This window comes from Flavobacterium davisii (assembly GCF_019565505.1).
Taxonomy (GTDB): Bacteria; Bacteroidota; Bacteroidia; order Flavobacteriales; family Flavobacteriaceae; genus Flavobacterium; species Flavobacterium davisii.
This window is the reverse complement of the sequence record NZ_CP067378.1, coordinates 585405-612066: the sequence shown is the minus strand read 5'-3', so window position 1 is coordinate 612066 and position 26662 is coordinate 585405. Positions and strand designations below refer to the sequence as shown.

Genomic DNA, 26662 nt, shown 5'->3' with positions numbered 1-26662 from the left:
CTATCAAATTTAGTTTAGTGGAGATAATAAAAAAACCTTTCTATAAAGAAAGGTTTTGTCGGGGTGGCAGGATTCGAACCTGCGACCTCCTCGGTCCCAAACCGGGCGCGATAACCGGGCTACGCTACACCCCGAAGGTAATAAGATATTTTAAAAGCTTTCGTCGGGGTGGCAGGATTCGAACCTGCGACCTCCCGGTCCCAAACCGGGCGCGATGACCGGGCTACGCTACACCCCGAAAGCGGTTGCAAATATAAATGTATTTTTGGTTGATTTGCAAGTTTTTTGTAAAAATTTTATTGTTTTTGGAGGCTGTTTTTTTAATTTGTTGAATATTAGCTTTTTTGCACTGTTTAGAAGAAGGGAGAGGCTATTTTTATTTTGACTCAGATTATAGAATCATTATATTGTAAGACTCATTTACAAAAAGGGGAGCTAAAAGGGAGTAATTTTGTTGTTTCGACTAAAAGAGAGACTCGAACGAGTGAATAGGTGAAACAAATTATATAGTATTGAAATTTGATTTCTCCTGTCGTTGGAGTGAAAAATTAGACGTTAGGTTACTGCGTTTTAGCTCCTTGTTTTTTTAGATTCCTTTGATAATGCCTACAAAATCAGTTGTAGTTAAAGAAGCACCTCCTATTAAACCTCCATCTACGTCAGCTTGAGAGAAAATTTCTTGAGCATTGTCAGGTTTAACACTTCCTCCGTATAAAATAGAAAGGTCTTGAGCAACTTCATTTCCGTAGCGTTCTATAATCGTTTCTCGGATATATTTGTGCATTTCTTGTGCCTGTTCAGGTGTGGCTGTTTCTCCTGTACCGATAGCCCAAACGGGTTCGTATGCTAAAATTATATTTTTCCAGTCAGAGGCATTTAAATGAAATAAAGCATCTTTTAATTGATATTCAACCACATTAAAATGCTGTTTGTCTTGGCGATGTTTTAATTCTTCTCCAAAACAAAAAATAATTTTCATTTTATGTTTTAGAGCTGTATTTACTTTATTTGCCAATAAAGCATCTGTTTCATGAAAATAAGCGCGACGTTCAGAATGTCCTAAAATAACAGTTTGAACCCCGATATTTGTTAGCATGTCGGCTGATATTTCGCCTGTAAAAGCTCCTCCTTCTGCCTGATGCATGTTTTGTGCAGCTACTTCTATGGTGGTTTCGTTGGTTTGTTGTACGGCTTGAGCTAAGTTAACAAAAGTAGGAGCTATGATTATTTTAGCGTCTGTTTCTGGAAGGTTTGTAATTAAATCAGCTATCAACTCATTTGTTTGCTTAGCATTTTTGTTCATCTTCCAGTTGCCAGCTACTATTTTTTGTCTCATGTTATATTTGTTAGTATTTTGAAAATACAAAGATATGTTTTTTAATAAGTTAAATATCTTTTAATATTGTATGATTTTATTTGTTTATAAAGTTTTTAAAAGAGTATTGATTTTTTCGTTATCTTTTTCAATTGCTCTGTATAAAACCACTTTGCCCTTTTTGTTTAAAACGATGTATCGAGGAATCCAATCTAGATTTATTGATTTACCGAAATTTCCTTTCATGTTTTCTCCTACAAATAATTGATCTCCTATTAGTTCATGTTTTTCGATTCCTGTTTTCCATGCTTCTGGAGTTTTGTCAAAAGAAATGAAAATGAATTTGGTGTCGGGGTTTTCTTTTTGTAATTTTTTTAAATTAGGCATATTTTTTATACAATCGCCACACCATGAAGCCCAAAATTCTAAAACAATGTTTTTTCCAGTATTTTGAGTTATTATTTCTTTTAAGGTAATCTTTTGATTATCTGTACTGGTTAAAGAATAGTTTAGGGTTTCATCAGAAAGTTGTGTGTCTTGTGCTTTTGTGCATGAAATATTCAGTATCATGGCTAGTATTAATAATATTATTATTTTTTCATTTTATTAATTGATTAAATGGTTTGTTAATTAATTCTTTGTAATCCTTAGGGTTAAATTGGTTTTCATTTGTTCCAAAATAACATTTATATTCGTTTCCATTCCATAAGTACTTTACACCGGGGTGTCTTTTCCTGTTCCTAATAGTTTCCAAAAGGGAATGATTTCTATGATTTTATAAGGATATTCTGCGCCTGTTTCTTTAAAAAAATCGGGAATCTTTTCTGGTTCTTCGTTCATAAATAAAACTAGGATTTCAGGAAAGTTTTTATTTGTACGTTTTAACTCCGTTAATTCTTTTGCTGCTTGACGGCAGTGATCACAACCGGAACGAAGAAGCATAATGTTTTACGACCGTTATCAATTTTAGTAAAAAATGGTGCATAACCAGATTTCTTTTTGGGAGGTTCATTAATTGTTTCTTCTTCTTTTGTTTTTTCTATTTTTTTTTATGGTGTCTAGAATGACTTTTTCTTTGAGAGGGATGTCTTTTTTTATAGAGGAAGAGTCTATGAATGTTGTTTTTGTCGAATCTGTGCTCATTTCAGTTGGCAAAGTTAATTCAGTTGCAGATTTAATAGGGGCTGATATGAAAATTCCTGTAATAGAAACTAAGGTGATAACGGCTATTGGCCATAATTTAGAAATTTTTTGATTGTCTTTTGGTAATATAAAAAACAGTAAACCAAGAATGATTATAGCAACAATATTTTTTATTATGGCTTCTATAGGAGTCATAGGAATTAACTCGCCAAAACATCCGCAATTTCCTGAATTACCACCATCAATAAAAGTTTCATAGGATAAGTGAATAATAAAAACGGTAAGTAATGTAATGGTTGCTGGGATGATTATTTTTTTAGATAATGATTCTGTAAGATTAGTATTCCTAAAGCCATTTCTATACCTATTAATATTCTTGAAAACCAAGGAGCTATGGTTTCAGAAAATCCCAGAGGGTATAATTGTTTTACTTCAAAAGTTGAGATGGCAAAATAAGGCGAAGGATACATTTTTGCTACCGCTGATACGATGAACAGGAGTGCAATTATAATTCGGAATAGGGTGACTAGGTTTTTTTCATTTTTTTATTTTTAAAAGTAATTAACCTCTAGCAAATGGGTGGGACACCTTAATTGAAGTTGAAATTATTTGATATTGTTTAATAAAATCAATGCAAAAACGGAATAATTAATCATGTCACGGTAATTAGCGTCAATACCTTCACTAACTAGGGTTTTCCTTTGTTATCTTCTATTTGTTTTACTCGCAAAATTTTTTGTAAAATAAGATCGGTTAATGAGCTTACTCTCATATCACGCCAAGCTTCACCATAATCATGATTTTTAGCCTCCATTAAATTTTTAGTTATTTGTATTTTTTCATCGTACAATTTTACGGCTTCTTCTGTATTTAAATCGGGTTGTGTTGCAACTCCTTTTTCTAGTTGAATTAAGGCCATGATGGCGTAATTAATGATACCTATGAATTCGGATGTTTCTCCTTCATCTATTTTTCTTACTTCGTTTTCTTGTAGAGAGCGGATGCGTTGTGCTTTTATGAAAATTTGATCTGTTAGTGATGGTAAGCGCAAAATACGCCAAGCACTTCCGTAATCTTGCATTTTTTTACTATATAAATCACGACAGTTATTTATTATTGTATCGTATTGTTGAGATGTATTACCCATTTGTATCCTATATTTGTGTCAAATTTTTTTCAAAAATAGGGATTTTAAAATAAAATGTTGTTAATAAAATGCAAATGACTACGATAAATTGTAAGGGGAAACTTATTGATTTGATGATTCCAAAGGTTATGGGGATTTTAAATATAACACCTGATTCTTTTTATGACGGAGGTAAGTTAAAAACAGATGGCTCAGTCTTGAAACAAGCTGAAAAAATGTTGTTAGAGGGGGCTACTTTTTTAGATATAGGAGGACAATCAACAAGACCTAATGCAGAATTTTTGTCTGCCGATGATGAATTAAATCGAATTAGTTCGGTTGTTTCGCTTTTAATAACAGAGTTTCCAGAAATATTAATATCTATTGATACTTTTTATAGTAAGGTAGCGGATGAATGTTTACAACTAGGTGCTTCCCTAATTAATGATATTTCAGCTGGTAGTTTAGATGAAAATATGTTTGATGTAATAGCTAAGTACAAGGTGCCATTTGTTATGATGCACATGCGAGGAAATCCTAGAACAATGCAACAAATGGTAAGTTATGATGATTTAGTTAAAGATATTTTGTTTTATTTTTCGCAAAAAATAATGAAGGCAAGAAGTTATGGAATTAATGATTTGATTCTTGATCCCGGTTTTGGATTTTCTAAAACACTGGAACAAAATTTTGAGTTATTATCTAAAATAGAACTTTTATCTATAGCAGATTTACCTATTCTTATAGGAATATCTAGGAAATCCATGATTTATAAAACATTAGATGTTACAGCACAAGAGGCATTAAATGGGACTACGGTTTTAAATACTATTGCAATAACAAAAGGGGCTAAGATTTTGCGAGTACATGATGTAAAAGAAGCAGTAGAGACTATTCGCCTTTGTGAAATGACAAAAAATAATTAAAAAGGATGTTCATAAATAATTATATGAACATCCTTTTTACAGCGTATGATACCTGTTGGAGAATATTTTATATAATGTACAATTCTGCTCAAAAGGGATCTTGTTCTTTTTGTAAAAAAAAAAACTTTATTAGTTACAATATTTTAATAATTCTTTTTCTTGAGTTTTTGATTTTTTTATATCGTCACATACTGAATCCGTTTTACCTAATTCAATATTAGCTTTAGCTCGGTAATAATTTAAGAAATTTCCTTCTGGACCAATAACTAAACCTTTAGTACAAGTTTCGATGCACTCTGAATATTGTTTGTTTAAAAAGTAAGCTTGTGCTAAATAGTAATAAGGTGATTTCTGATCTTTAAGGGATGGAATTAGAAGGTTAAATAATTCTATAGCATCGGAATATTTTTTAGAATTTAGTTTTTCTAATGCTTTATCAAAAAGTTTATCCTGTTCAGGAGTAAGAGAATTTGTGTATTTTTCATTATTTTGAGCAGATGTAGCAAGCCCTGTTAAAAAGGTAATAATAAGAATGATTTTTTTCATAATTAGTAGGTTTTGAATATCAAATTTAATCAAATTATTTATAAGTAGCCCTATTAGAGAATAGGTTTAATTATTCAGTAACTACTGTTGTAAATAATTTTGCTATTTGAGGGATAGAATCAGGAGCTACAGGACGACCATTTTTTACAGCTACTCCTGTTACCTTAGCTGATACAATTAGTTTGTTATCAGATAAGCGAATAATATCTTGATGAAATATGACTTTAAGATTACCTTCTTTTTCGGCACTTACTTCTACTTTGAATAGGTCTCGGCTAATGAGCGAATTTTTAAAGTTAATTTCGATATTTTTTACAACTAATAATATGTTATTTTGAGCAAATTCGACAAAATCTACTCCATGATGGTGTAAAAATTGATGTCTGGCATGTTCAAGGTAGTTTTGATAAACAGAATTGTTTACAATTCCTTGTACATCTAATTCATAATTTCGAACAGATAGTTCAATAGAAAATTTTTCCATTTTGTATGTAATTTATTTGATATGATTTGTAAATTGTGCTTCGTATAATTTTCGATAGACTCCTTTTGGATTTTTTAATAAAGTAGTATGAGTGCCTTCTTCTATAATTACTCCTTTTTCTAAAACAATAATTCTATCGGCTTTGGTAATGGTGGCTAGACGATGTGCTATGATTATAGACGTTCTATTTTGAGTTAGAGTTTGTGTGGCTTGTTGTATTTTTTCTTCTAAATAGGTGTCTATAGATGATGTAGCTTCGTCTAGTACTAAAATGCTAGGATTGCTTAGGTAAGCTCTTAAAAAAGCAATTAATTGCCTTTGACCAGATGAGAGGGATGCTCCTCGTTCTTTTACATCGTAATCATAATTGTTTGGTAGTGACATGATAAAATCATGAGCGCCAATAATTTTAGCGGCTTGTATGACTTGCTCTTTATTTATTTTAGGATTTTTTAGCGTAATGTTATGATAAATACTATCTGCAAATAAGAAAACATCTTGAAGGACAATTGCTATTTGTGTTCTTAAACTTTCTATAGTATAGTCTTTTATATTTTGATTATCTATAAAAATAGATCCTGATTGGATATCATAAAATCGGTTGAGTAGGTTGATGATAGTTGATTTTCCTGCACCTGTAGCTCCGACTATGGCAATGGTTTCACCTCGGTTTTATGTTTAAATTAAGGTTTTGTAAGATGTATTCATTTGATTTATAACCAAAATATATATTTTTAAAATCTATTTTTCCTTTTAATTTAGCAGCTTTAATAGTTCCATTTTTTTCTATGTCTTCTTTAAAATCAAGAACTTCAAATACTCGTTGGGCAGCAATCATTCCCATTTGCATTTCGTTGAATTTATCAGCAATCTGTCTTAGAGGGGTAAAAAAAATAGAGATATACATTGTATAGGCAAACAAATGTCCTACATTGGTAAAAGGATCATGCTGTAATAATAAATTACAACCAAACCAAATGATGAGACTTAATGTTAAATAGCTTACGATATCTGCAATTGGAAAAAAAATAGAGTTATACCAAACATTTTTTACCCAAGCTTTTCGGTGCAAATTATTTATTTTTTTGAAATTTTCGTATTCAATTTCTTCTCGTGTAAAAAGTTGCACAACTTTCATACCTGTTAGTCTTTCTTGGATGAATGTGTTCATATTGGCAACTTGATTTCGAACATCTTCAAAAGCATTTTTCATTTTTATCTGAAATACGCGAATAAAGTATAGAAGTATTGGCATGGCTACAATTACAACGAGAGTGAGTTTCCAATTCATGTATAGCATAAAAAAAAGTATGGTTCCCATTTTCATTAAATCGCTAATAATCATGAATAATCCTTGACTAAAAATACGAGCTATAGCTTCAATGTCAGAAACGGTACGAGTAATGAGCTTTCCAACAGGTTCTTTGTCAAAGTATTGTATTTTGAAATGGCTTAAGTGGGTAAATAATTTTAACCGAATATCTTTAATGATATCTTGTCCTAATATATTAGCCCAATATACAAAGTAAAATTGGGCTAACACTTCAAGTAACAATGTAGTTCCCATGATTCCGAGCATGACTAAAAATCCAGTGAGCTTTTTAGGGATTACATAATCATCTATAATATTTTGTAATAAGTAGGGGCGAAGTGCTGCAAAAATAGATAATAAAACCGACCAAAAAATAACGCCATAAAATCGCCTTTTATGAGGATGGGTATAAGTAAGTATTCTTTTGAATAATGTACGATCAAATGCTTTCATTTATATAAGGGTAGGTTACTTTACTCAAAAACAATCCTTGTGCTGGAACCGAGAAGCCTGCTTTTTTTCGGTCTTTGCTTTCAATTATATGGATTAAATCTTCTTTTGTGATTTTATGAGTGCCAATGTCTACCATAGTTCCAACAATTGCCCTTACCATATTTCGCAGGAAACGATCGGCAGTAATTGTAAAAATTAAATTTTCGTTTTCTTTACGCCAGTAGGCTTCTGTTATCTTACAATTGAAAGTGTGTACATCAGTATGGGTTTTTGAAAAACATTCAAAATCAGTATATTCAAAAAGAATTTTACAGGCCTCATTCATAGTGTTTATATCTAAAGTATGATGGTTATGCCAAGCAAGCTCCGTGTTGAAGACATTTTTTTGGGTACTGATGTAATAATGATAAGTTCTAGATGTGGCATCAAAACGAGCATGTGCCTCCTCATGTACTGGAATGATACGAAATAAAGCGATATCTTTTGGTAAAAAGGAATTAATTCGTTGTTTTAGTTTTGCTAAATCTAGTGTTTTTTGAGTATTAAAGTGACCATACATTTGAGACGCATGTACCCCTGTGTCTGTTCTACCAGCTCCTACAATTTCTATATTTTCTTGTAAGAGTGTTGAAAAAACGTTATTTAGAGTTTCTTGTACAGAAATAGCGTTGGGTTGGTATTGCCAACCATGATAGTGGGTGCCTTTGTAAGCAAATTCTATGAAATATCTCAAAATATAAAAATTTGAAGCAAAGATAAAAAGAAAAAAAATAGATTTGGAATAATCTAATAGGACTAACAAAGAACTTAAAAAAGTATGGTCAAAAGTACCAATTCAGCGGTTATTTTGTTATTACGATAAGATTGGGATCTTTTTATCCCAAATTCCGCATTAGACTTCGTTTTGAAAAATAAAGTGGAATAGATTTTTAATACGGAATTTGGGGTTAAATATCTTTTTTGACTATTGTATCATAAGAGGTCTAAAATCTTCTACCATGTCCTCGACCTTCTCTACGATCATAATCTCTTTCATCATATTTATATTCTTTTTGATCTCTATGATAAGTATGATTTTCGTCCCTTTCTTCGTAACGATCATCGTTTCGTTTGTAGTAATTATCATGTTCATATTCGCGGTATCGACTTGGGTAAGTTACATAGTCGCCTCTTCTGGAATGAACAGGACCATAATATTCGCTATGATAGTTACGGTAGTTGTTTCTCCAATATTGTTTTTTATGATAATTAAAATGAGTCCAAGGGCAGTTACCTCTATAATCTATTATTACTCTAGGAGCTCTGTGTATATCATATCCTCTTCCATAGTCTGGTAGATAGTTTGAGCGAGACCATCCCCTTGGCCCCCAATAGACATACACTTGGTCAAAATTATCATAATAGCATTCTAGTTCTGGTAAATAGACATATTGAACTCGATTTTCTGAATAATTTGTACACCAATTAGGGGGGCTCCGATATTTACATTTACTGAAACTTGAGCCGAGGATTGAAAGCTTAGTATAACTAAAAAGATTCCGATTATTAAGGATAGCTTTTTCATATTTTATGCGTTTTATTGATCTGCTTAATTCTTTTTTAGAATACTTTTCAATTACTGTGCCAAAAAATGAAAAAACTATAGGTTAAAAATTTAATAGATATTGGTATACTTTTTCTGTGGGTAATCCAACAACATTAGTATAAGAACCTTCGATTTTTGAAATGCCTATTAGACCTATCCAGTCTTGAATACCATAACTCCCCGCTTTGTCAAAAGGTTTATAATGATTTAAGTAGTAATGTATTGCTTCATCTGTTAGAGGACCAAACGTTACTTTGGTGATATCATTAATAATATCTTCTTTTTCTATGGTTTTAAAGCAAACAGAGGTTATTACTTCATGCGTACTGTTGGATAAGGTTTTGAGCATTGTAAATGCGTTTTCGTAATCTGTAGGTTTTCCTAATGCCTTGTTGTTATGCCATACTAGAGTGTCGCTAGTAATTAGTAATTCATTCGACTCTAATTCACCTTCAAAAGCAGCCGCTTTTAGTTTAGCTAAATAATTTGTGATTTCTAGAAAAAATAATGTATCAGGGTAAATTTCTTCAACTTCTTTTAATTTAGTACTAAAATCAATATCAAATTCTTTAAAAAATTGTTGACGACGAGGGGAACCTGAAGCTAATATGATGTGATGATTTTTAAATTTAGTGCGCAGCATAATAATTCATGTTTAAACCTATAATTCCTATAGAAAGACTACCTAATAAAATGATTAATTTTAAAACATTATTTAAATGATTATAGTCTTTTTGTGATTGAGCGTTCCAAGTTTTTATTGCAAAATAAAAAAGAGGCCCTATGATAAAGAATATGATATAAAGTGTGGCATATAATAATTCAAAAAGATTGATATATACATAATATAAAATTAACGTAATAGGGATAAAAGTAAGACCAAAAAGAAGTTTTAAAGTTCTTTGTGTACCTAAAACAATGGGTAAGGTGCGGATACCTTCATTGTAATCACCTTTTATATCTTCAATATCTTTTATGATTTCTCGTAGAAAATTAATCATAAAGGCCATTATTGAAAAATCGACTAATACAGAAAATAAAAAAATAATTCTCCTTTATCTCCAACAGGTAGTACAGGAAAGAGTGTAAATAATCCAATAATGATAACGCTAAACGACAATAGGAGTGATACGATGATGTTTTTTACTAGTATTATTTGTTTTAGATTTGTTGCGTATAAATAGAGTAGAGAAGCGCAGAGTATAAAAACAATTACAAAATTAGGGTGATTAATAGCGTGTGATAAATAATAGCCTATTATTACCCCTAAAAAGTAAGGGCAGTGTAGAGATTATATGCTTTAGATTCACTAATTGAGTTACCAATGAGGTTTTTATTAGGTTTGTTGATAGCATCAGTACCTTGATCAAAAATATCATTTATAATATATCCACCAGCAGCAATAAGAAGAGTCGCAATGACCAACAGTATATACTGCCAAGTCTGAATGCCCAAAAGAGTAGGTTGGAGTTTTAGAAAACCAAAATAGCATACAAACTGCATGAGTGCTATTAGGATTAGGTTTTTGTAACGGATTAGATTTAGGAATTTCATGGTTTTTTTATTATAACTGTTTTAAAAAAGCTTTCCATCAAAATAAGTATTCCATTTTTCCTGAACTTTCATTACTTGTTCAATAACATCTCTAACGGCTCCTTTACCTCCGTTTATGTGTGAAATATAGTGTGAAACTTCTTTTATTTCGGGACTAGCATCTTGCGGACAGGTAGGAAGTCCTACTAACTGCATAACATGATAATCAGGTATATCATCACCCATATATAATACATTTTCAGGTTGAATATTATAGATATCGCAATATTCTTTAAATGTTTCAACTTTATTAGGCGATCCAAGATAGATATCTGTAATACCTAAGTTTCGTAATCGGATTCGAACACCTTCATTACTACCTCCAGAAATAATGCATACATTATAGCCTGTTTCGATAGCGGCTTTCATGGCAAAACCATCGCGTATATTCATTTCACGTAGCATTTCACCAGTAGGAGTTACATGTACTGTTCCGTCAGTTAGTACACCATCTACATCCAATACAAAAGTATTGATGTGGTTCATTATTTCTTTATAACTTTTAGACATTGTCGATAATAGATTTTGTTAATAATTTATAAATTTCTTTATGGGTGTCATTTTGTAAAAAATGAAGATGTTCATTAATTGTAATGGTATCTTTTCTTTTAGCAGGTCCTGTTTGTGCTTCTTTAGGATTAAGCGTTTTAATTTTATGAGCGGTTTCTTCTATAAGAGGTTGGAGTATTTCAAAAGGAATCTTGTTTTCAAAGCAAATTTCGCTGCCTATTTGATATAAATGATTTACGAAATTACAAACAAAAACAGCGGATACATGCAATGATTTTCGTTGATTAGAATCAATTTTGTAAACTCGATTGCTAATAGATTGAGCTATTTTTTCTAGTAATAAATAATCTTGTTCGTGTTCTGTTTCTAGGCAAATTGGAATTTCTTTAAATGATATAGCTTTATTTTTTGAAAATGTTTGTAAAGGATAAAAAACACCCTTTCTTGCTGTTTTGGGGAGCAATTGCATACTAATTGTTCCAGAAGTATGAACAATTAATTTATTTTGAAAAGGTATTTTTTCAGCTAACGAATGTATAGCCGCATCCGTAACAGATAAGATGTAAAGATCAGCTTCTTTTAATTCTGATAAGGAATGAACTATATGCTCTTTAGGGAAATCAGGTATTTCAGTTGTTTTATTTCGAGTATATACTTGTGTTACCTTTATTTCTTCAGTTAACTGAAAAGTTTTAATGAGATGTAAGGCCACATTTCCTGAGCCTAAAATTACCACTGTTGTCATAAAGCGAAATTACTAAAAAGAATTTTCAGCCAAAACTTTCAAATAGAATGCTTAGCTAAGAGGTTTTCAACAAAAAAAGTTAATATATTTTTAACTAAATTGGGAAAAGGAAGAAAAAAAGTTTTATTTTGCTAAAATATTCAATTTCTAAATTAATATTTTATGAGAAAATTATTAAGCTTATCCCTATTTTTTATTTGTTCTTATTCTGGTTTTAGTCAGATAAAAGTAATCCCTACGACTCCTTTAGAGCGTTTAGGAAGAGTAGGGAATAATAGTATATATGTACATAAAGAAGGAAATATCTATACCTTTTTTTATAAAGATATAGAAAACCCAGAAGAATCACCTATACGTAATTTTTCTTTTAAAAATTTAGAAAATGATTATGATAATTTATATAAAATCATTGTAGACGGTTTTAACGCATCACCTATGTATGATATTAAATTAGAATTGCCAAATGATTTTATTTGGTTACATTATGTCAAGTCAACAGCAAAAACAACGGTACAATTTATGACGACCAACAAAGCTACTGCTACTACTGGTATTTCAGAGGCAATGACATTAGAAGAAGTTAAGAAATTATTTGAAAAATCGTAATTTTCTATACAATATTATCCTATAACGAGATCTTTAATAGTAAGGTCTCGTTTTTTATTTATAAAAAAATCTTAAAAAAAGCAAAGATAAAAGCATTAAAGAAACAAAATAAGTACTTTTGTACAGCTTAAAAAAAAATGAATTTCCCAATCATGGATAAAAAGATCTTTTCCTTTCTGTTTTCAACTCGGTTGATGGCTATCTTGTTTTTGGTTTTTGCAGCAGCTATGGCAGCAGGAACATTTATAGAGGATGCCTATAATACAGATACTGCGCGTATTATTATTTATAACGCTTGGTGGTTTGAAGTAATAATGATATTTTTTGTTATTAATTTCTTAGGGAATATAAAACGCTATCAATTATATAAAAAAGAAAAATGGGCTACGTTATTGCTTCACCTTTCTTTTTTGTTTATACTGTTAGGGGCTTTCATTACACGTTATATTAGTTATGAAGGAATTATGCCTATTCGTGAAGGTGCTACTGAAAATCAGTTCTATTCAGATCGTACCTATTTAACTTATTTTGTTGATGGGATGCACAAAAACGAATTTAAAAGAAGAGTGTTTGAAAAACCTCTTTTATTGTCAGCAGCAGTGAATAATCATTTTATAGATGAGGAACAATTTGATAAAACTCCTTTCAAAGTAGAGTTAGTAGATTTTATTATGGGAGCAAAAGAAACCATAAAAGAAGATCCAAAAGGGAAATTCTATCTAAAAATGGTTGAAGCCGGAAATGGACAACGCCATGAGCATTATTTGAAAGAAGGAGAAGTAGCAAGTATCCACAACATATTATTTTCATTAAATCATTACACAAAAGGAGCTGTTAATATTACAATTAACGATGAAGAGTCTACAATAGAATCGCCTTTTGATGGTCATTTTATGCGAATGGCAGATCAGCTAAAAGGGACTGTTACAAAAAATAAGAAAACACCTTTAATGTATCGTTCTTTGTATAATGTTGGCGGAACTCAGTTTGTATTTCCTGAAGTAGCTATGAAAGGAGTAAAGGATTATAAATCAAATGGAAACTATAAAGATAAAGAAAGTAATGATGCTTTAGTTTTGAAAGTTACAAATGAAGGAAAAGAAAAAATAATTACATTATTAGGACAAAAAGGAAACCCGGTGAACCAGTAGCTTTTAAACAAGGCGGTTTAGAATACACGTTTCAGTTTGGAAGCAAAATTTATGAATTACCGTTTAAAGTTAGATTAAATAAATTTATAGCATCAAAATATCCCCGGTACTGAAAAGAGCTATTCTGCTTTTGAGAGTCAAGTAACTATATTAGATGAAAAACCATTTGATACACGTATTTACATGAATCATATTTTAGACCATAAAGGGTATCGTTTTTTTCAATCAGGATTTGATCCTGATGAAAAAGGAACAAAATTATCAGTAAATCATGATTTTTGGGGAACTTGGATGACTTACTTAGGTTATACTTTGTTGTATATTGGATTAATAGCTATCTTGTTTTTAGGAGATACCCGTTTTAATGATCTTAAAAAGAAATTAGAAAAAGTACGTAATAAGAAAGCCAGTATGCTAGCCATTGTAGCTATATTTTTTACATTTTCTTTGAATGCTCAAAAAAAACAAACACACGTCATCCCAACAGAACAACAAATAGATTCAATACTAAAACGTTATAAAGTGCCTGAAAATCAAGCAGCCAAATTTGGTCGTTTGGTTATTCAAGATGAAGGAGGACGTATGAAACCAATTAATACCTTTTCTTCAGAATTATTACGTAAAGTGAGTAAAAAAGATACCTATAAGGAAATGAACTCAGATCAAGTTTTCTTGTCGATGACACAATTTCCACAAATATGGTATGAAATTCCGATCATTTTCATGCAAAAAGACAATGATAGTATTCATAAACTACTAGGTATTGAAAAGAAAACGAAATATGCTAAATTAATTGACTTCTTTGATGAAAGAGGAAATTATAAATTGTCTCAACAATTGGATAAAGCGTATAAAGCAACGGTGCCTAATCAATTTGAAAAAGACTTTATAGAAGCCGATAAAAAAGTTAATTTACTCTATTCGGCTATTTCAGGTCAGATTTTAAAGATATTTCCTGTGCCAAGTGATAAAAATAACAAATGGGTTAGCTTTTTAGAAATTAACCATTCTACAGGTACCTCATTAGACACAATTAAAAATGTATTACCTTTTTATCTAAACTCTTTGGATAAAGCAACGACTTCTAAGGACTATACATTGGCAAATAGTTTAGTAATAGGATTAGAAAAGTATCAAAAAAAATATGGAGCTGCTGTAAGACCTTCAGACAAAAAAATTAATGCTGAAATATTATATAATAAATATGATGTTTTTAAAAGATTGTATTCGTGGTATATGTTAGCAGGATTGTTAATGTTTGTTTTTGTAATTGTACAAATATTTAATAAAGCAAAATGGGTATATTTTTCTGTTAAAACATTTCACGTTCTTTTAGGAATATTTTTTTTAATACACACTATAGGACTCATTGCTAGATGGTATATTTCAGGGCATGCGCCGTGGAGTAATGCGTATGAATCGATGATTTATGTAGGTTGGTCTATCATGCTATTTGGTTTGTTTTTTGGTAGAAAGTCAAATTTAACAGTAGCTTCAACAGCTTTTGTGGCTTCTATGATTTTGTGGGTAGCACATCAAAGCTGGTTAGATCCGCAAATAGCGAACCTGCAACCTGTATTAAACTCTTATTGGTTAATGATTCACGTAGCGATAATTGTAGGTAGTTACGGACCATTCGCTCTAGGTGCTATATTAGGATTAGTAGCCATGTTCTTAATGTTATTTACAAACCAAAAGAATCAAAAAGTAATGGATTTAAATATTAAAGAAATTACTTATATCAACGAAATGGCATTAACAGTTGGTTTAGTCATGCTTACAATAGGAAACTTTTTAGGTGGACAATGGGCCAATGAAAGTTGGGGACGTTATTGGGGATGGGATCCTAAGGAAACTTGGGCTTTAATTAGTATTATGGTATATGGTTTCGTAATTCACATGCGTTTTGTTCCTGCGTTAAGAGGAAAATTTATCTATAATTTTTTTAGTGTTTTAGCTTTCGCATCCGTATTAATGACCTATTTTGGAGTTAATTTTCATTTAAGTGGACTTCATTCGTATGCTACAGGAGAACGTCAGAATGTAGAAATTTACATTAAACTGCTTGCAGGTTTTTTATTGTTTTCAATCTTAGTTTATTATAAAATTTTAAAATCTAAAAAAAATGAGTAGAATTATTGCAACTTTATGTATGCTTTTTTGTACTATAATTATTTGGGGGCAAAAAAGTAAATCAAACGATGAGTATATGAATACAATTTATCAATTTAAAGTAAAAGATATAAACGGGAAAGAGTTTGATCTTGCTAAATTAAAAGGAAAAAAAGTACTAATTGTAAATACAGCTTCAGAATGTGGGTTAACGCCACAATATGCACAATTAGAAGAATTGTATAAGACTTTTAAAGATCAAAATTTTATTATAGTAGGATTTCCGGCTAACAATTTTGGGGCTCAAGAGCCGGAAGTAATGATCAAATTGCTACTTTTTGTAAGAAAAATTATGGTGTTTCTTTTCCTATGATGGAAAAAATATCAGTAAAAGGAAATGATATGCACCCTCTTTATCAGTTTTTAACACAAAAAAAACAAAATGGGGTATCCGATAGTGAGGTAAAATGGAATTTTCAAAAATATTTAATAGATGAAAAGGGAAAATTAGTTCAAGTAATATCCCCTCAAACTTTGCCTAATTCAGATGAAGTTGTTAATTGGGTAAAATCCTAAATAGAAGATGTCTCAAAAGATAAAAACACTATATTATTTCAGTAAAAATAAAAACGTATTATCCTATCATTTTCCTTTTTTCTGGTAATTTTGAACGTGTTAATAAGTTTTTGAGACATTTTTTTATTTAAAAAATATAGGTATAGTTTTAACTTTTTTTTAAATTCGCTACATCCAAAAACAGCTAATTAAAATAAGACTAAAAAATGAGAAAAGAAGTTTTATTATTAATGTCTATACTTGTGTTTTCATGTAAAAATCAAGAAGAGACTTTAAAAAATGATGATTCAAGTAGAGAAGCTAAAGGTTTACAAGAAATTGTTATTGAAAAAAATTTAGAAGGACAAACGATCTATCAATATCAAGTCGTAGATATAAATGGGAAAATTTTTGATTTTTCAAAGTTAAGAGGAAAAAAAATAATAATTGTTAATACCGCTACGGATTGTGGATTTACAGATCAGTTAGAGTTGTTACAAGAAATGTATGCGAAATATCAAGAGGAAGGCCTCGAAATTGTAGCATTCCCTTCTAATGATTTTGGAAATTCAGAACCTTTAGAAAACGCTGGGATTAAAACTTTTTGTAAAACAAAATATGGCGTAACATTTCCTATAATGGGAAAAATGAGTTTAAAAGGAAATAATAAAAATCCAGTATATCAATTTTTGATGAATAAAAAGAAAAATGGATTAAAAGATAATGTACTCCACTGGAATTTTCAAAAATATTTAATTAACGAAAATGGTCATGTTGACCAAGTTTTAGGACCTCATATTCCCCCCGACAGTCCAGCTGTTTTAGAGTGGATAAAATCATAAAATAAATGCGCTATCAATCAGCTGATCAGCGCATTTATTTTATGCCACAATTGTGTGTCAAAATCGGATAATCCAGGATTATTTAAGGTGCTAGATTCCCCCATACGTATAATTACCATCTTTTTGCTAGGAATAACATATATCCTCTGATCTGAAGCCCCCATAGCCATATACATATCAGAAGGAGCATTTGGTATTAATGAACCTGTAAATACATTTTGTGAGTTAGGTAGCATAAAAGAAGCTTTCCCATTTATCCACCAAAAATAGCCATAGGATTTATTAATGTTTTGTGAACTGGTAATACATTCATTAAAGAAAGACTCTTGTATTATAGATTCATCATGCCATTTTCCTTTGTTAAGAGCTAGTAAACCAAAACGCGCCATGCTTCTTGTACTACTATAATAAATTCTATAAATAGCTCCGTGATACCAAGTGCCATCCATTCCTATTCTATTTTTTAATTTTAAATTAAAATAGTTATCAAAACTGGTATTGCTAACATGAGCTATAACATCCATTTGCTTTTGAAAAATATTATGATAAGCCCATCTTGTACCAGCATCCGCTTTATAAATAAGATCAGAAGGAGTGGTTTTATCGCCTTGTGTATCATTAATTCCTGAAGTCATTGTTAGCAGATTCTTACAGGTAATAAGATGCTCTTTGTCAAGAGGAGCACTAGTCCATGCGGTTCCTAAATATTGAGATACTTTATCGTTTATATTTAACAGGTTTTCTTGTTGAGCAATGCCTGTTAGGGCAGAAGTGAGTGTTTTTCCCGCACTATTCCATTGCCATATTTGATTGGCCGAATGCCCATTAAAATATTCTTCGATTACAATACGTCCGTTAACTAAAATCATAAATGATTTTGTGTTTGAATCCTTTAAATATGTTTTTAATGATTCTAGATAAAGTGTATTCCAGTTAAGATTACTCATGCTTAGTGTTTCCCAATCACTTGAAAGAGTAGGAGGAAAGTACATTTTCTCTGTAGTAGCTGTTTTTTGAATGTCATTTTCAGATTGACACCCCATTAATCCTAAAAATAAGAATAAAAAAAGAGATAATATATTGATGCTTTTTTTCATCTGCTTATAATTTTGGTTAATCCTATAGAGTATTACTTTACCTGTAAATTATAAGAAAAACCACTTGTTACAATATAAGAATTTATCAGTTTCCTTAGTATTTTAGATACTTCTTTTTTTGAAAACAATTTCATATTCTTTCATATCTGTAAGTCCATCAACGGTTTCAGGATAGAGAAAGTAGTATTATTAGCACCATGTCATTTGCTTTATCTATTCACTTCGTCCCCCTTTTGATCGAATAAGATCACAATCTTTTAAGAAAATCCCAATTGCGGGCAAGGTAAGACTCGAAGAGTAACAAAATCTTAGCTATTAGTAGCTGGTTTTACTTTGCCATCTTATTCGTACTGCTGAAATTTTATCAAGCTCAAGTCTTTCATCTATAAAAATTTTAAAACCACACTTTTCATAAAATTTCAATGGTGAAATGTATTGATCTCCGTTTTTCTTTTTGTCATCATGATGGTCAATTACCCAACCATTTAAACTTTGTTCATGTTTTTTTAGTTCGTCAAGTATTTTTTTGCCTAAACCTTTTCCTTGTATTTTTTGTGATAAAATAAGAGCAAACCATTTTTCATTTTCTCTCTCAAATGTTATAGCCCAGCCTAAAATGAATAGGTCTATACTTGTTAATAAATAATGATTTTTATTTTTTAATTGGAATAAGTATTTATCAAACTCTGTTAAATTATCGTAAGTAAGTTTTTCAGGATATTCATTATTCCACAAATTAAATAGTTGTATTTTTTCTTGTTTTGTTAGCTTCGTTTTCTTTTTTATTTCAATATTAGTCGTCATTTTTTTGAATTTAGTAGAGTTAAGTTTTTCACCAGCTACTTTTTTATTGTTTGTTTTTGACTCGAACGAAACCGTAGTTATGAATGATCAACTGTTTATTTGTAATGTTCGTAAAACTTATTATTAAATATTTCGTATGGATCATATTTTAATTTGAGTTTAAAAAAACGATCTGCATTCGGATATGATTTTCTCATTTTCTCTCTGTTAATATGCAAACGGTAAGGTAAGTAAAATGTTCCCTCATTTTTTAATGCAATGTCTACAAGTTGATTTGTTAAAAATTTCATTTCTTTTTCTTGTTCGTCTGTTTTCTTTTGATTGAATAAAAAAACAAAGCCAAAGACATTTTCTCGTGCGTAAGTCAAATAGCTATCATTATCTTGCTGAACACCGCGAATGGTAATGTTAAGCAAATCAATTTTAGAATTTTTTAATATCGTTTTTATATCGTTAATGTATTGAGTAAAATTTCTTTCAGGAATAAAATACTCGTGAAGTAAGTCAGTTGAAGAAGGATCTTTGTTTTCAATTAGCGAAACGTGGTCATTTAAAAGTTCGTTTCTTGAATAAATGGTGTTTTTAGAAACTTTATTCATTCCTGTTTCTAAGTCCCAACGAAGCCGTTTACCATATTCATTATTTACGCTTCCTCTAAAAACTAATCTTTGTATTTCAGTGCTTCTTTTATTTTTTAGAACGGGAATTTTAGCTTTTACTTTTTCAAAGAAATTTAATGTTGCTTCTTCTAAAAAATGTTTTTTAGAAATTCGGAGTCGTCCAAATACAAGATTTACATTTGGATTTTTAGAAATGTAATTTTTATAATAACTGATATAATGATCTGGTTTTAAACGGATGTATTTATATTGTAAAGCTATATTTTCAACCACTTTTAACTTTATGTCTAAGATGACACCAAATAAGCCATAACCACCAATTACCAAATGAAAAAGCTCCTGATTTTCTTGTCTGCTACAATTTACAATTTTGCCTTCTTGTGTTAGTAATGTAAATGAAATGACGCTTGCTGAAATTGGAGGTAAATTTTTTTGCCAACCGTGCCCATTTACGCTAATAGAACCTCCAATTGAAAATGAACTAAACGCTTGCATTATTGAAATGGATTTGCCGTATTTATCTAAATATTTTAAAGCATCTTCCCACAAAGCACCTGAACCAATTGTTAAAATATTATGTATAGAGTCTAGATGCATTTCCTTGTATGGAAGCATATTTAAAACAATTCCATTTGGATAAATTGTGTGTCCTCCCATACTATGTTTTGCACCTGCAATAGAAATTTTTAATCTATTTTGTTTTGCATATTTCAATATGTCTTTCAGTTGAGTTTCAATTTCTGTCTTGTTATTGGGAACTTGAATTATAGTATCAACTTTGGTTAAATTCAATAGACTGGCATCATTTGTATAGCCGTTTGGAATTGTCTGTACGTTGTTACCTTCTTTAAATTTTGTTTTAAGTAGATGAAAGGTTGGAATACATAAAAATAGTAATACTGTCAAAAGACCAATTATCCAAAGATGTTTTTTCTTCATATTTTAGTATGGTTATAAACGTTTTAATATTATGATTAACGTTTTATTTTGTTTAATATTTTAATTCCTCAAACTACACATTTTGCTTGTTCGTTTGCTTGCCAAAAGACTTTACTATGAAAGGGATGACAACCGATAATGTAAATTTCTTAAAAGATTGCAATTTTGTTGTTTCGGCTCCGGGGATGTACTGACGGAATGAATAGAAAAAGTAAATGATATAGTGCTAATAATGCGCCTTTTTCCTATTACGAAAGTACAAACTAGATGTTAGGTTATTACTTTAAACCCAGATTCTACATTAGACTTCGTTGAGAAGAAAAATAAAGAGGAATAGATTTACTTCGTCTATTCGCTACGCTCGGGTCTAATGCGGAATTTGGGTTTAAAGATTCTTTTTGTTAAAGGTAATTTTATGAACTGTTTTTAGACTAAATTGCACGATAGACTTTTTATTTGAAATATATTAGAAGACGTAATCTAGATTAAAAAACGCCAAGAAATGATATGAGAAAATCAAATCAACTCATTAATTTCATCTATATTAGAATCCTTGTGATTAAAATAGACATTAAAATGGAATTCATTTAATTTTTTGAGTAAGGCAAGCAAGTCTGATTTTTCATCTTCCTGTAACCTAGCGGCTAAAACTCTTGAAATTCGGGTTACACCTTCTACTGATTCATTAAAATAGGTTTTCCCTTTTGGTGTAATACGTAATCGGGTTATACGTTTGTCTTTTTCATCTGGAAGTTCTTCTAATAAATCATTTTTCACTAAACGTTTTATTATTTCTATGCCAGTTTGTTTTTCATGTGCATTTCTTTCTATCAACTGCATTTTGGTAAGCGAATCCTCATCAATCATTCGGTATAAATAGGTAAACTCTTCATTAGCTAATTGCGGAAAGTCTTTCAGTCCTCTTCTAATCATTTGCTTTGAAAAACGTCCTAACAATATTACTTGTTTCGCTATTTCATTTTCTATATCAAAAACAGTTTTATTTTCTTTTTTAAATAAAGCAGTTGGATTTGTTTCTTGATATGCTTTTTCATTAAGCCACAAACGAAATTCATCGACTGTTACGCTGTTTTTAAAAGGAACTTCCTCTTCAAACTCTTTAACTTTTAGTAATAATTGTATAAAAAAATCGGTATTCATTTTAAATCACAATTTTAAATTGCTCATTCCTCCATCTATTCCTATAATTTGTCCTGTCATCCAAGCAGAAGAATCTGAAAGCAAAAATACAATCATTTTTGCAATATCATCAGGATCTCCAATATTCTGTATAGGATGACGCTTTGCTGCTGCTTCCATTTTCTCTGGAGTGGCTAGTAATGCACCCGAAAGTTTTGTCTTTGTCAATGAAGGTGCTATCGCATTTACACGAATTTTATGTTGGGCAAATTCGGCTGCTAAACTTTTTACTAATCCTTCCACTGCACTTTTACTCGTTGCAATTGATGCATGAAAAGGCATACCCATCTTAGCCGCTACACTGCTAAAAAGTACAATACTTGAAGTATTTGATTTTTTTAAATTAGGTAATACTTTTTGGATCACTTTTACAGCACCTAATACATTAATTTCGAAATCATTTATAAAATCTTCTGCAGTCAAACGATGAAAAGGTTTTAAATTAATACTACCAGGAGCGTAAACAAGTCCGTCAATTACTTCAGGAAATTCAATAGTTGTTATATCATCTGTTAGGATATTTTTTTCATAAAATTGGATATCCAAAGCATTTAATTCAGTAGAAAAAGTCTTTGAAATTCCTATGACATTATGTGAAGTATGCAACGCTTTTACTGTAGCAAGTCCTATTCCGTTACCACAACCAACAATTATTATATTTTTCATCTCTTCGATATTTTATTAAGACTAATATTTCGCTGCCTTGTACATTTAAAACGCTTTATTTCTGGATTTCTTTTTTGCAGATGTTTACTACTTATACCAGAATTAACTCTTTTTCTCCATAACTTGAAGGAACTTTCTTTGAGTTCATTTCTCATAAGTGTGATTACTTCCTTCTCAGAAATAGTAAACTGATAGGTAATAGCTTCAAAAGGTGTTCGATCTTCCCAAGCCATTTCAATTATACGATCTATAGAGTTTTGTTCAAAATTGCTAGCACTTTTCATCTTATTTATTTACCAATTTGTTAATCATCCCATTAAAAACAAAAACATGAAAAGGAGAAACAAGATACCAATATATTCTTCCTAACACCCCTTTAGGTCTGAAAACAGCTCGCTGATAGAGTTTATTTTTTTTAATTGAAAACTCTAACCAAGCTTCACTGGAAGTTTCATTTCGGCAAAAAGCAATAATCTTTTTTGTTTTTCATCGGCCAAAATAACTCTCCAAAAATCTAATGAATCCCCTGCTTCTATATATGTTTGATGGGTTCTACCTCTACGTAATCCTACCCCGCCGAAAATTTTATCTATATGGCCGCGTAATTCCCACATCCAATTAAATGCGTACCAACCATTTTTTCCTCCTATCGACCAAATTTTTTGCAATGTTGACTTTTCATCAGTGATGGTTCTTACTCGTAAATCTTTAAAACAACCATAAGATGGAACTTGTATGTAATCTTGCAATTGATTTTGAAAAAAACCACTACTCATAGCATCTTTCCAACTAGAAACTACGGCATTTTGTTCAATTTGTTGAAAAGCTAAAGCCACTGCTTTTTTATATGGAATAGGATCCACTCCAAGTAATTCGTTAATATTGCTCGGTTTACCAATAACCTCTACCTTTAAACTATCAACTAAGGCTTTGGCCAAATGGAATGAAATAGAGGTGACAAAGTATAACCAATACGAAGATAATTTTGGTGTTAGGACTGGTAAAGTAAGGATATAGCGTTTTAACCCTCTTACCTCCCCAAATTTTACTAACATTTGTTTGTAGGTTAGTACTTCTGGACCGAAAATATCAAAAGATTTATTAAACGTTTCTTCAACCAAAATTGCTTTTGATAAATAAGCCAAAACATCTCTTATAGCAATAGATTGTGTTTTTGTATTTAACCATTTTGGTGTAACCATTACTGGTAACTTTTCTACTATATCCCGAATAATTTCAAAGGAAGCACTTCCGCTACCCACAATTATTCCAGCTCTAAAAGTCGTAAGTGCATATTTTTGTGATTGCAAGGTTTTTTCAACACAAAAACGGGATTGCAAATGTTTAGAAAGCGTGGTGTTATTAACTATACCACTAAGATAAATAACTTGTTGGCAATTTGTTTTTTCAACTAAACCTTTAAAATTCTCGGCACATAGTTTTTCCATGGTTTCAAAATCACCACCTGAAGCCGACATAGAATGTATCAAATAATAACAAACATCAATATCTATTGGCAATTGCACATGCTCCGTATTTAAAAAATCAACTTTTATAAAAGAAATATTAGGATGATTGTCAAATGTGTTTGGTGTGCGATTTATATCACGAACACAGCATACTAGTTCGTGATTTGATTCTAGTAATAGCGGCACTAAACGTTGCGCTATATACCCTGTTGTTCCTGTAATTAGTATTTTCATAAATTGTTGATTTTATTTACTTCATATACAATTTCAATGTAGAAATCTAACCTTCCTAGCAAAAATGTGATAATCGTTTAAGATATTTTGACACTTGTAGCCAGTAACCGTCTTGTAACATTTTACAATTTAATAGCCTAATTAATATTTCTATTTATTATTGTTGTAACTTTATAAAAAGTTGATTTTTATATAATTATAAAAATTCACTACATCAAAATTAGTAAAATGTTTTTCTTTTTACAAAAAAATAGTATAATTTTGTACTAAATCAATTCTAAGAAATGAAAAAAGTAGTAATCATAGGTTCAGGTTTTTCTTCATTAACAGCAGCTTGTTACATGGCAAAGGCAGGATATTCAGTAACCGTCATCGAAAAGAATGAACAATTAGGCGGTAGGGCCTCTATGATGGAAATTGAAGGTTATAAATTTGATATGGGACCAAGTTGGTACTGGATGCCTGATGTATTTGAGCGTTTCTTTGCTGATTTTGGTAAAAATGTAAGCGAATATTATGAATTAGAAAAGTTAACTCCTGCGTATCGTGTATACTTTGGTCAAAATGATTATATAGACATTGAAGATTCCCCAGAAAAAATTATAGCAACTTTTGAACGTATTGAAAAAGGAAGTGGTACGCTGTTAGAAACATTTATAAAAGAGGCAAAAGCTAATTATGAAATAGCGATACACGATTTAGTTTATAACCCCGGTAAATCAGTAACAGAATTAGTTTCAATAGAAACAGCAAAACGCTTACATTTATTTGTTACCACCATTGCCCAACAAATTAGACGCAAAATTAAAAATCCGAAACTACGAAGTATCCTTGAATTCCCTGTGCTTTTTTTAGGAGCAAAACCCAGTAAAACACCAGCATTTTATAACTTTATGAATTATGCAGACTTTGGTTTAGGTACTTGGTATCCTAAAGGTGGTTTTAATGCTGTAGCGATGGGTATGGTAAAATTAGCCAAAGAATTGGGCGTAACTTTTCATACAAATGAAGAAGTAACTACTATAACTACTCAGGCTAATAAAGTCACTAATGTAACTACTAAAAAGACACCTATCTAGCAGATATTTTTATTTCTGGTGCTGATTATGCTCACACTGAAAAATTATTACAAGAACATAAAAATTATGCTGAAAGCTACTGGCAAAAGAAAACCTTTGCTCCAAGTTCATTTTTATACTATGTAGCTTTTAATAGAAAGGTTAGCCATTTATTACATCATAATTTATTTTTTGATACTGATTTTGAACAGCATGCCAAAGAGATTTATGACACTTTTGAATATCCTAAAAAGCCTTTGTTTTACGCTAATTTTTCAAGTATAACAGATGAAACTCTGGCACCAGAAGGAAAAGAAATTGGTTTTTTCTTGATTCCTGTCGCTGTCGATTTGAATGATAATCCAATTATTCATGAAAAATATTTTGACATTATTCTTGACCGAATTGAAAAATGTACGGGTGAAAATTTGAGAGATGCAGTACTATTCAAAAAATCATTTGGAGTTAATGATTTTAAAGAACGTTATCACTCCTGCCGTGGCAATGCATACGGTTTAGCAAATACACTTTTACAAACCTCTATTTTACGACCTCAAATTGATAATAAAAATTTGACTAATTTTTTCTACACAGGACAACTTACTGTGCACGGGCCCGGTGTTCCGCCGGCTTTGATTTCTGGAAAAGTAGTAAGCAATTATATTTTAAAGCAACAAAAACAAATTCAAAAATAATAGGCTATGAATAACGAACAACTTTTTGATCATATCTCTGGGCTTACTTCTAAAATGGTAACCCAAAAGTATAGCACTTCTTTTTCTTGGGCTTCAAAATTATTTAAACCTGAAATTAGACAACATATTTATAATATTTATGGATTTGTGCGCTTTGCTGATGAAATTGTAGATACTTTTCATCAATATGATAAAGCTAAATTGATGACTATGTTTGAAAATGAATATCGTGCATCTATAGAAAATGGGATTTCGCTAAATCCTATAATTAATTCTTTTTGCAAAACTCAAAGAGAAAAAAAATACCGCAACATCTGGTCGATGCTTTTTTGCATTCTATGAAGATGGATTTAGGCGAGATTAAAAACTTAAATGATGAAAAATATAATGAATATATTTACGGTAGTGCCGAAGTCGTGGGGCTTATGTGTTTGAAAGTTTTTTTAAACGGTGATGTAAAAGAATATGAACACCTTAAACCTTATGCCCAAAGCTTAGGAGCGGCTTTCCAAAAGATAAATTTCTTACGAGATATTAGTGCCGATTTTAATGATTTAGGAAGAACCTACTTCCCGCAAGTAAATTTTTCGCATTTTACAAAAGCTGACAAATTAATTATTGAAGAAGATATTGCTTATGACTTTGCCAATGCCTTAATTGGAATAAAATTACTACCTATCTCCTCAAAAATTGCTGTTTATATGGCTTATAAGTATTACTTTAACTTATTTAAAAAAATTAAACAATGTGAAGCCGAAGTTTTAATCACCAAAAGAATAAGAGTTTCTAATTTAAGAAAAGTGTATCTTTTTGGAGAAATGATGTTTTTTAAAAATTTAAATTTAATTCGATAAAAAAATCAGTTAATTCACTTTA

23 protein-coding genes, 2 tRNA genes and 7 pseudogenes are annotated in these 26662 nt (G+C 30.7%); 7 read left to right on the top strand and 25 right to left on the bottom strand.

From position 1 onward, the window contains the following. Positions 1-58: 58 nt before the first annotated feature. From JJC05_RS03070 to JJC05_RS03045, 8 genes and pseudogenes are all read right to left on the bottom strand, one after another. Positions 59-134: transfer RNA gene (locus tag JJC05_RS03070), tRNA-Pro, on the bottom strand. 29 nt (positions 135-163) lie between these two features. Then, a tRNA-Pro gene (locus tag JJC05_RS03065) sits at positions 164-238 on the bottom strand. 348 nt (positions 239-586) lie between these two features. Next, positions 587-1336, bottom strand: coding sequence for a triose-phosphate isomerase (gene tpiA / locus JJC05_RS03060; RefSeq protein ID WP_088390442.1), 750 nt, complete (start codon positions 1334-1336; stop codon positions 587-589). An 84-nt stretch (positions 1337-1420) separates the two neighbouring features. Next, positions 1421-1885, bottom strand: a complete 465-nt coding sequence (locus tag JJC05_RS03055) for a TlpA family protein disulfide reductase (protein ID WP_235878177.1) — start codon at positions 1883-1885, stop codon at positions 1421-1423. A gap of 144 nt (positions 1886-2029) precedes the next feature. Next, positions 2030-2257 (bottom strand): TlpA family protein disulfide reductase, encoded by a 228-nt coding sequence (locus JJC05_RS16520; protein WP_258929445.1) that lies wholly within the window; start codon positions 2255-2257, stop codon positions 2030-2032. Between the two features lie 69 nt (positions 2258-2326). Continuing rightward, positions 2327-2845 (bottom strand): MauE/DoxX family redox-associated membrane protein, encoded by a 519-nt coding sequence (locus tag JJC05_RS16515; RefSeq protein ID WP_258929444.1) that lies wholly within the window; start codon positions 2843-2845, stop codon positions 2327-2329. Continuing rightward, entirely contained in the window at positions 2767-2949 is a 183-nt protein-coding gene (locus JJC05_RS18670) for a hypothetical protein (RefSeq protein ID WP_374226368.1), read from the bottom strand. Before JJC05_RS18670 ends, JJC05_RS16515 begins: the two co-directional genes overlap by 79 nt. A gap of 114 nt (positions 2950-3063) precedes the next feature. Next, positions 3064-3605, bottom strand: a pseudogene (locus JJC05_RS03045) (DUF1599 domain-containing protein). 68 nt (positions 3606-3673) lie between these two features. Here JJC05_RS03045 and folP point away from each other — a divergent pair. Further along, on the top strand, positions 3674-4510 hold the full coding sequence (gene folP, locus JJC05_RS03040) for a dihydropteroate synthase (protein WP_105196396.1): 837 nt from the start codon (positions 3674-3676) through the stop codon (positions 4508-4510). 129 nt (positions 4511-4639) lie between these two features. Here folP and JJC05_RS03035 read toward each other — a convergent pair whose 3' ends face one another. The 10 genes and pseudogenes from JJC05_RS03035 to JJC05_RS02995 all read right to left on the bottom strand — a co-directional run bounded on the left by JJC05_RS03035 (position 4640) and on the right by JJC05_RS02995 (position 11738). Further along, positions 4640-5056 carry a CDC27 family protein gene (locus tag JJC05_RS03035; RefSeq protein WP_235878175.1) on the bottom strand — a complete coding sequence of 139 codons (417 nt, stop codon included), beginning with the start codon at positions 5054-5056 and terminating at the stop codon, positions 4640-4642. Between the two features lie 70 nt (positions 5057-5126). Further along, positions 5127-5540: an acyl-CoA thioesterase gene (locus JJC05_RS03030; RefSeq protein WP_088390430.1), complete on the bottom strand. Its 414-nt coding sequence runs from the start codon at positions 5538-5540 to the stop codon at positions 5127-5129. Between the two features lie 12 nt (positions 5541-5552). Beyond that, positions 5553-7305 (bottom strand): annotated as a pseudogene (locus JJC05_RS03025) (ABC transporter ATP-binding protein). Next, positions 7292-8038 (bottom strand): tRNA pseudouridine(38-40) synthase TruA, encoded by a 747-nt coding sequence (gene truA / locus JJC05_RS03020; protein WP_105196425.1) that lies wholly within the window; start codon positions 8036-8038, stop codon positions 7292-7294. Before truA ends, JJC05_RS03025 begins: the two are co-directional and overlap by 14 nt. A 250-nt stretch (positions 8039-8288) precedes the next feature. Then, positions 8289-8687, bottom strand: coding sequence for a hypothetical protein (locus tag JJC05_RS03015; protein WP_235878173.1), 399 nt, complete (start codon positions 8685-8687; stop codon positions 8289-8291). Between the two features lie 264 nt (positions 8688-8951). Continuing rightward, on the bottom strand, positions 8952-9533 hold the full coding sequence (locus tag JJC05_RS03010; RefSeq protein WP_235878172.1) for a Maf-like protein: 582 nt from the start codon (positions 9531-9533) through the stop codon (positions 8952-8954). Next, positions 9520-9891: a UbiA family prenyltransferase gene (locus JJC05_RS16510; RefSeq protein ID WP_258929443.1), complete on the bottom strand. Its 372-nt coding sequence runs from the start codon at positions 9889-9891 to the stop codon at positions 9520-9522. The genes JJC05_RS03010 and JJC05_RS16510 overlap by 14 nt, the downstream gene beginning before the upstream one ends. A 265-nt stretch (positions 9892-10156) precedes the next feature. Next, positions 10157-10444, bottom strand: a complete 288-nt coding sequence (locus JJC05_RS16505; protein ID WP_258929442.1) for a UbiA family prenyltransferase — start codon at positions 10442-10444, stop codon at positions 10157-10159. A 21-nt stretch (positions 10445-10465) separates the two neighbouring features. Beyond that, positions 10466-10993 (bottom strand): KdsC family phosphatase, encoded by a 528-nt coding sequence (locus tag JJC05_RS03000; RefSeq protein WP_105196402.1) that lies wholly within the window; start codon positions 10991-10993, stop codon positions 10466-10468. Then, positions 10986-11738 carry a Rossmann-like and DUF2520 domain-containing protein gene (locus JJC05_RS02995; RefSeq protein WP_105196403.1) on the bottom strand — a complete coding sequence of 251 codons (753 nt, stop codon included), beginning with the start codon at positions 11736-11738 and terminating at the stop codon, positions 10986-10988. Before JJC05_RS02995 ends, JJC05_RS03000 begins: the two co-directional genes overlap by 8 nt. 162 nt (positions 11739-11900) lie before the next feature. Between JJC05_RS02995 and JJC05_RS02990 the strand changes: the two genes are divergently transcribed. The 4 genes and pseudogenes from JJC05_RS02990 (at position 11901) to JJC05_RS02975 (ending at position 17004) form a co-directional block, all read left to right on the top strand. Beyond that, entirely contained in the window at positions 11901-12344 is a 444-nt protein-coding gene (locus JJC05_RS02990) for a hypothetical protein (RefSeq protein ID WP_088390416.1), read from the top strand. A 152-nt stretch (positions 12345-12496) separates the two neighbouring features. Next, positions 12497-15628, top strand: a pseudogene (locus tag JJC05_RS02985) (cytochrome c biogenesis protein). A 76-nt stretch (positions 15629-15704) separates the two neighbouring features. After that, positions 15705-16183 (top strand): annotated as a pseudogene (locus JJC05_RS02980) (glutathione peroxidase). A gap of 206 nt (positions 16184-16389) precedes the next feature. After that, positions 16390-17004, top strand: coding sequence for a glutathione peroxidase (locus tag JJC05_RS02975; RefSeq protein WP_105196406.1), 615 nt, complete (start codon positions 16390-16392; stop codon positions 17002-17004). Positions 17005-17021: 17 nt separating this feature from the next. On the opposite strand, the gene JJC05_RS02970 is transcribed toward JJC05_RS02975, so the two are convergent. From JJC05_RS02970 to JJC05_RS02940, 7 genes and pseudogenes are all read right to left on the bottom strand, one after another. Then, the gene (locus JJC05_RS02970; protein WP_235878169.1) at positions 17022-18101 is read right to left on the bottom strand and encodes a serine hydrolase domain-containing protein; all 1080 of its coding nucleotides are present in this window, start codon (positions 18099-18101) and stop codon (positions 17022-17024) included. Positions 18102-18416: 315 nt separating this feature from the next. After that, a complete protein-coding gene (locus tag JJC05_RS02965) occupies positions 18417-18905 on the bottom strand; it encodes a GNAT family N-acetyltransferase (protein WP_105196408.1) in 489 nt (162 codons plus the stop codon). Between the two features lie 95 nt (positions 18906-19000). Then, positions 19001-20464, bottom strand: a complete 1464-nt coding sequence (locus tag JJC05_RS02960; protein ID WP_127823224.1) for an FAD-binding oxidoreductase — start codon at positions 20462-20464, stop codon at positions 19001-19003. A 516-nt stretch (positions 20465-20980) separates the two neighbouring features. After that, on the bottom strand, positions 20981-21625 hold the full coding sequence (locus JJC05_RS02955) for a MarR family winged helix-turn-helix transcriptional regulator (protein WP_127823223.1): 645 nt from the start codon (positions 21623-21625) through the stop codon (positions 20981-20983). Between the two features lie 6 nt (positions 21626-21631). Beyond that, a complete protein-coding gene (locus JJC05_RS02950) occupies positions 21632-22330 on the bottom strand; it encodes an SDR family NAD(P)-dependent oxidoreductase (RefSeq protein WP_127823222.1) in 699 nt (232 codons plus the stop codon). Next, entirely contained in the window at positions 22327-22614 is a 288-nt protein-coding gene (locus tag JJC05_RS02945; protein ID WP_105196412.1) for a TIGR03643 family protein, read from the bottom strand. Before JJC05_RS02945 ends, JJC05_RS02950 begins: the two co-directional genes overlap by 4 nt. A gap of 1 nt (position 22615) precedes the next feature. Continuing rightward, positions 22616-24033, bottom strand: a pseudogene (locus tag JJC05_RS02940) (SDR family oxidoreductase). A 284-nt stretch (positions 24034-24317) separates the two neighbouring features. Between JJC05_RS02940 and crtID the strand changes: the two are divergent. Beyond that, positions 24318-25786: pseudogene (gene crtID, locus JJC05_RS02935) on the top strand (bifunctional phytoene desaturase/3,4-desaturase). Positions 25787-25792: 6 nt separating this feature from the next. Continuing rightward, positions 25793-26640: pseudogene (locus tag JJC05_RS02930) on the top strand (phytoene/squalene synthase family protein). The last annotated feature ends 22 nt before the right edge of the window (positions 26641-26662 follow it).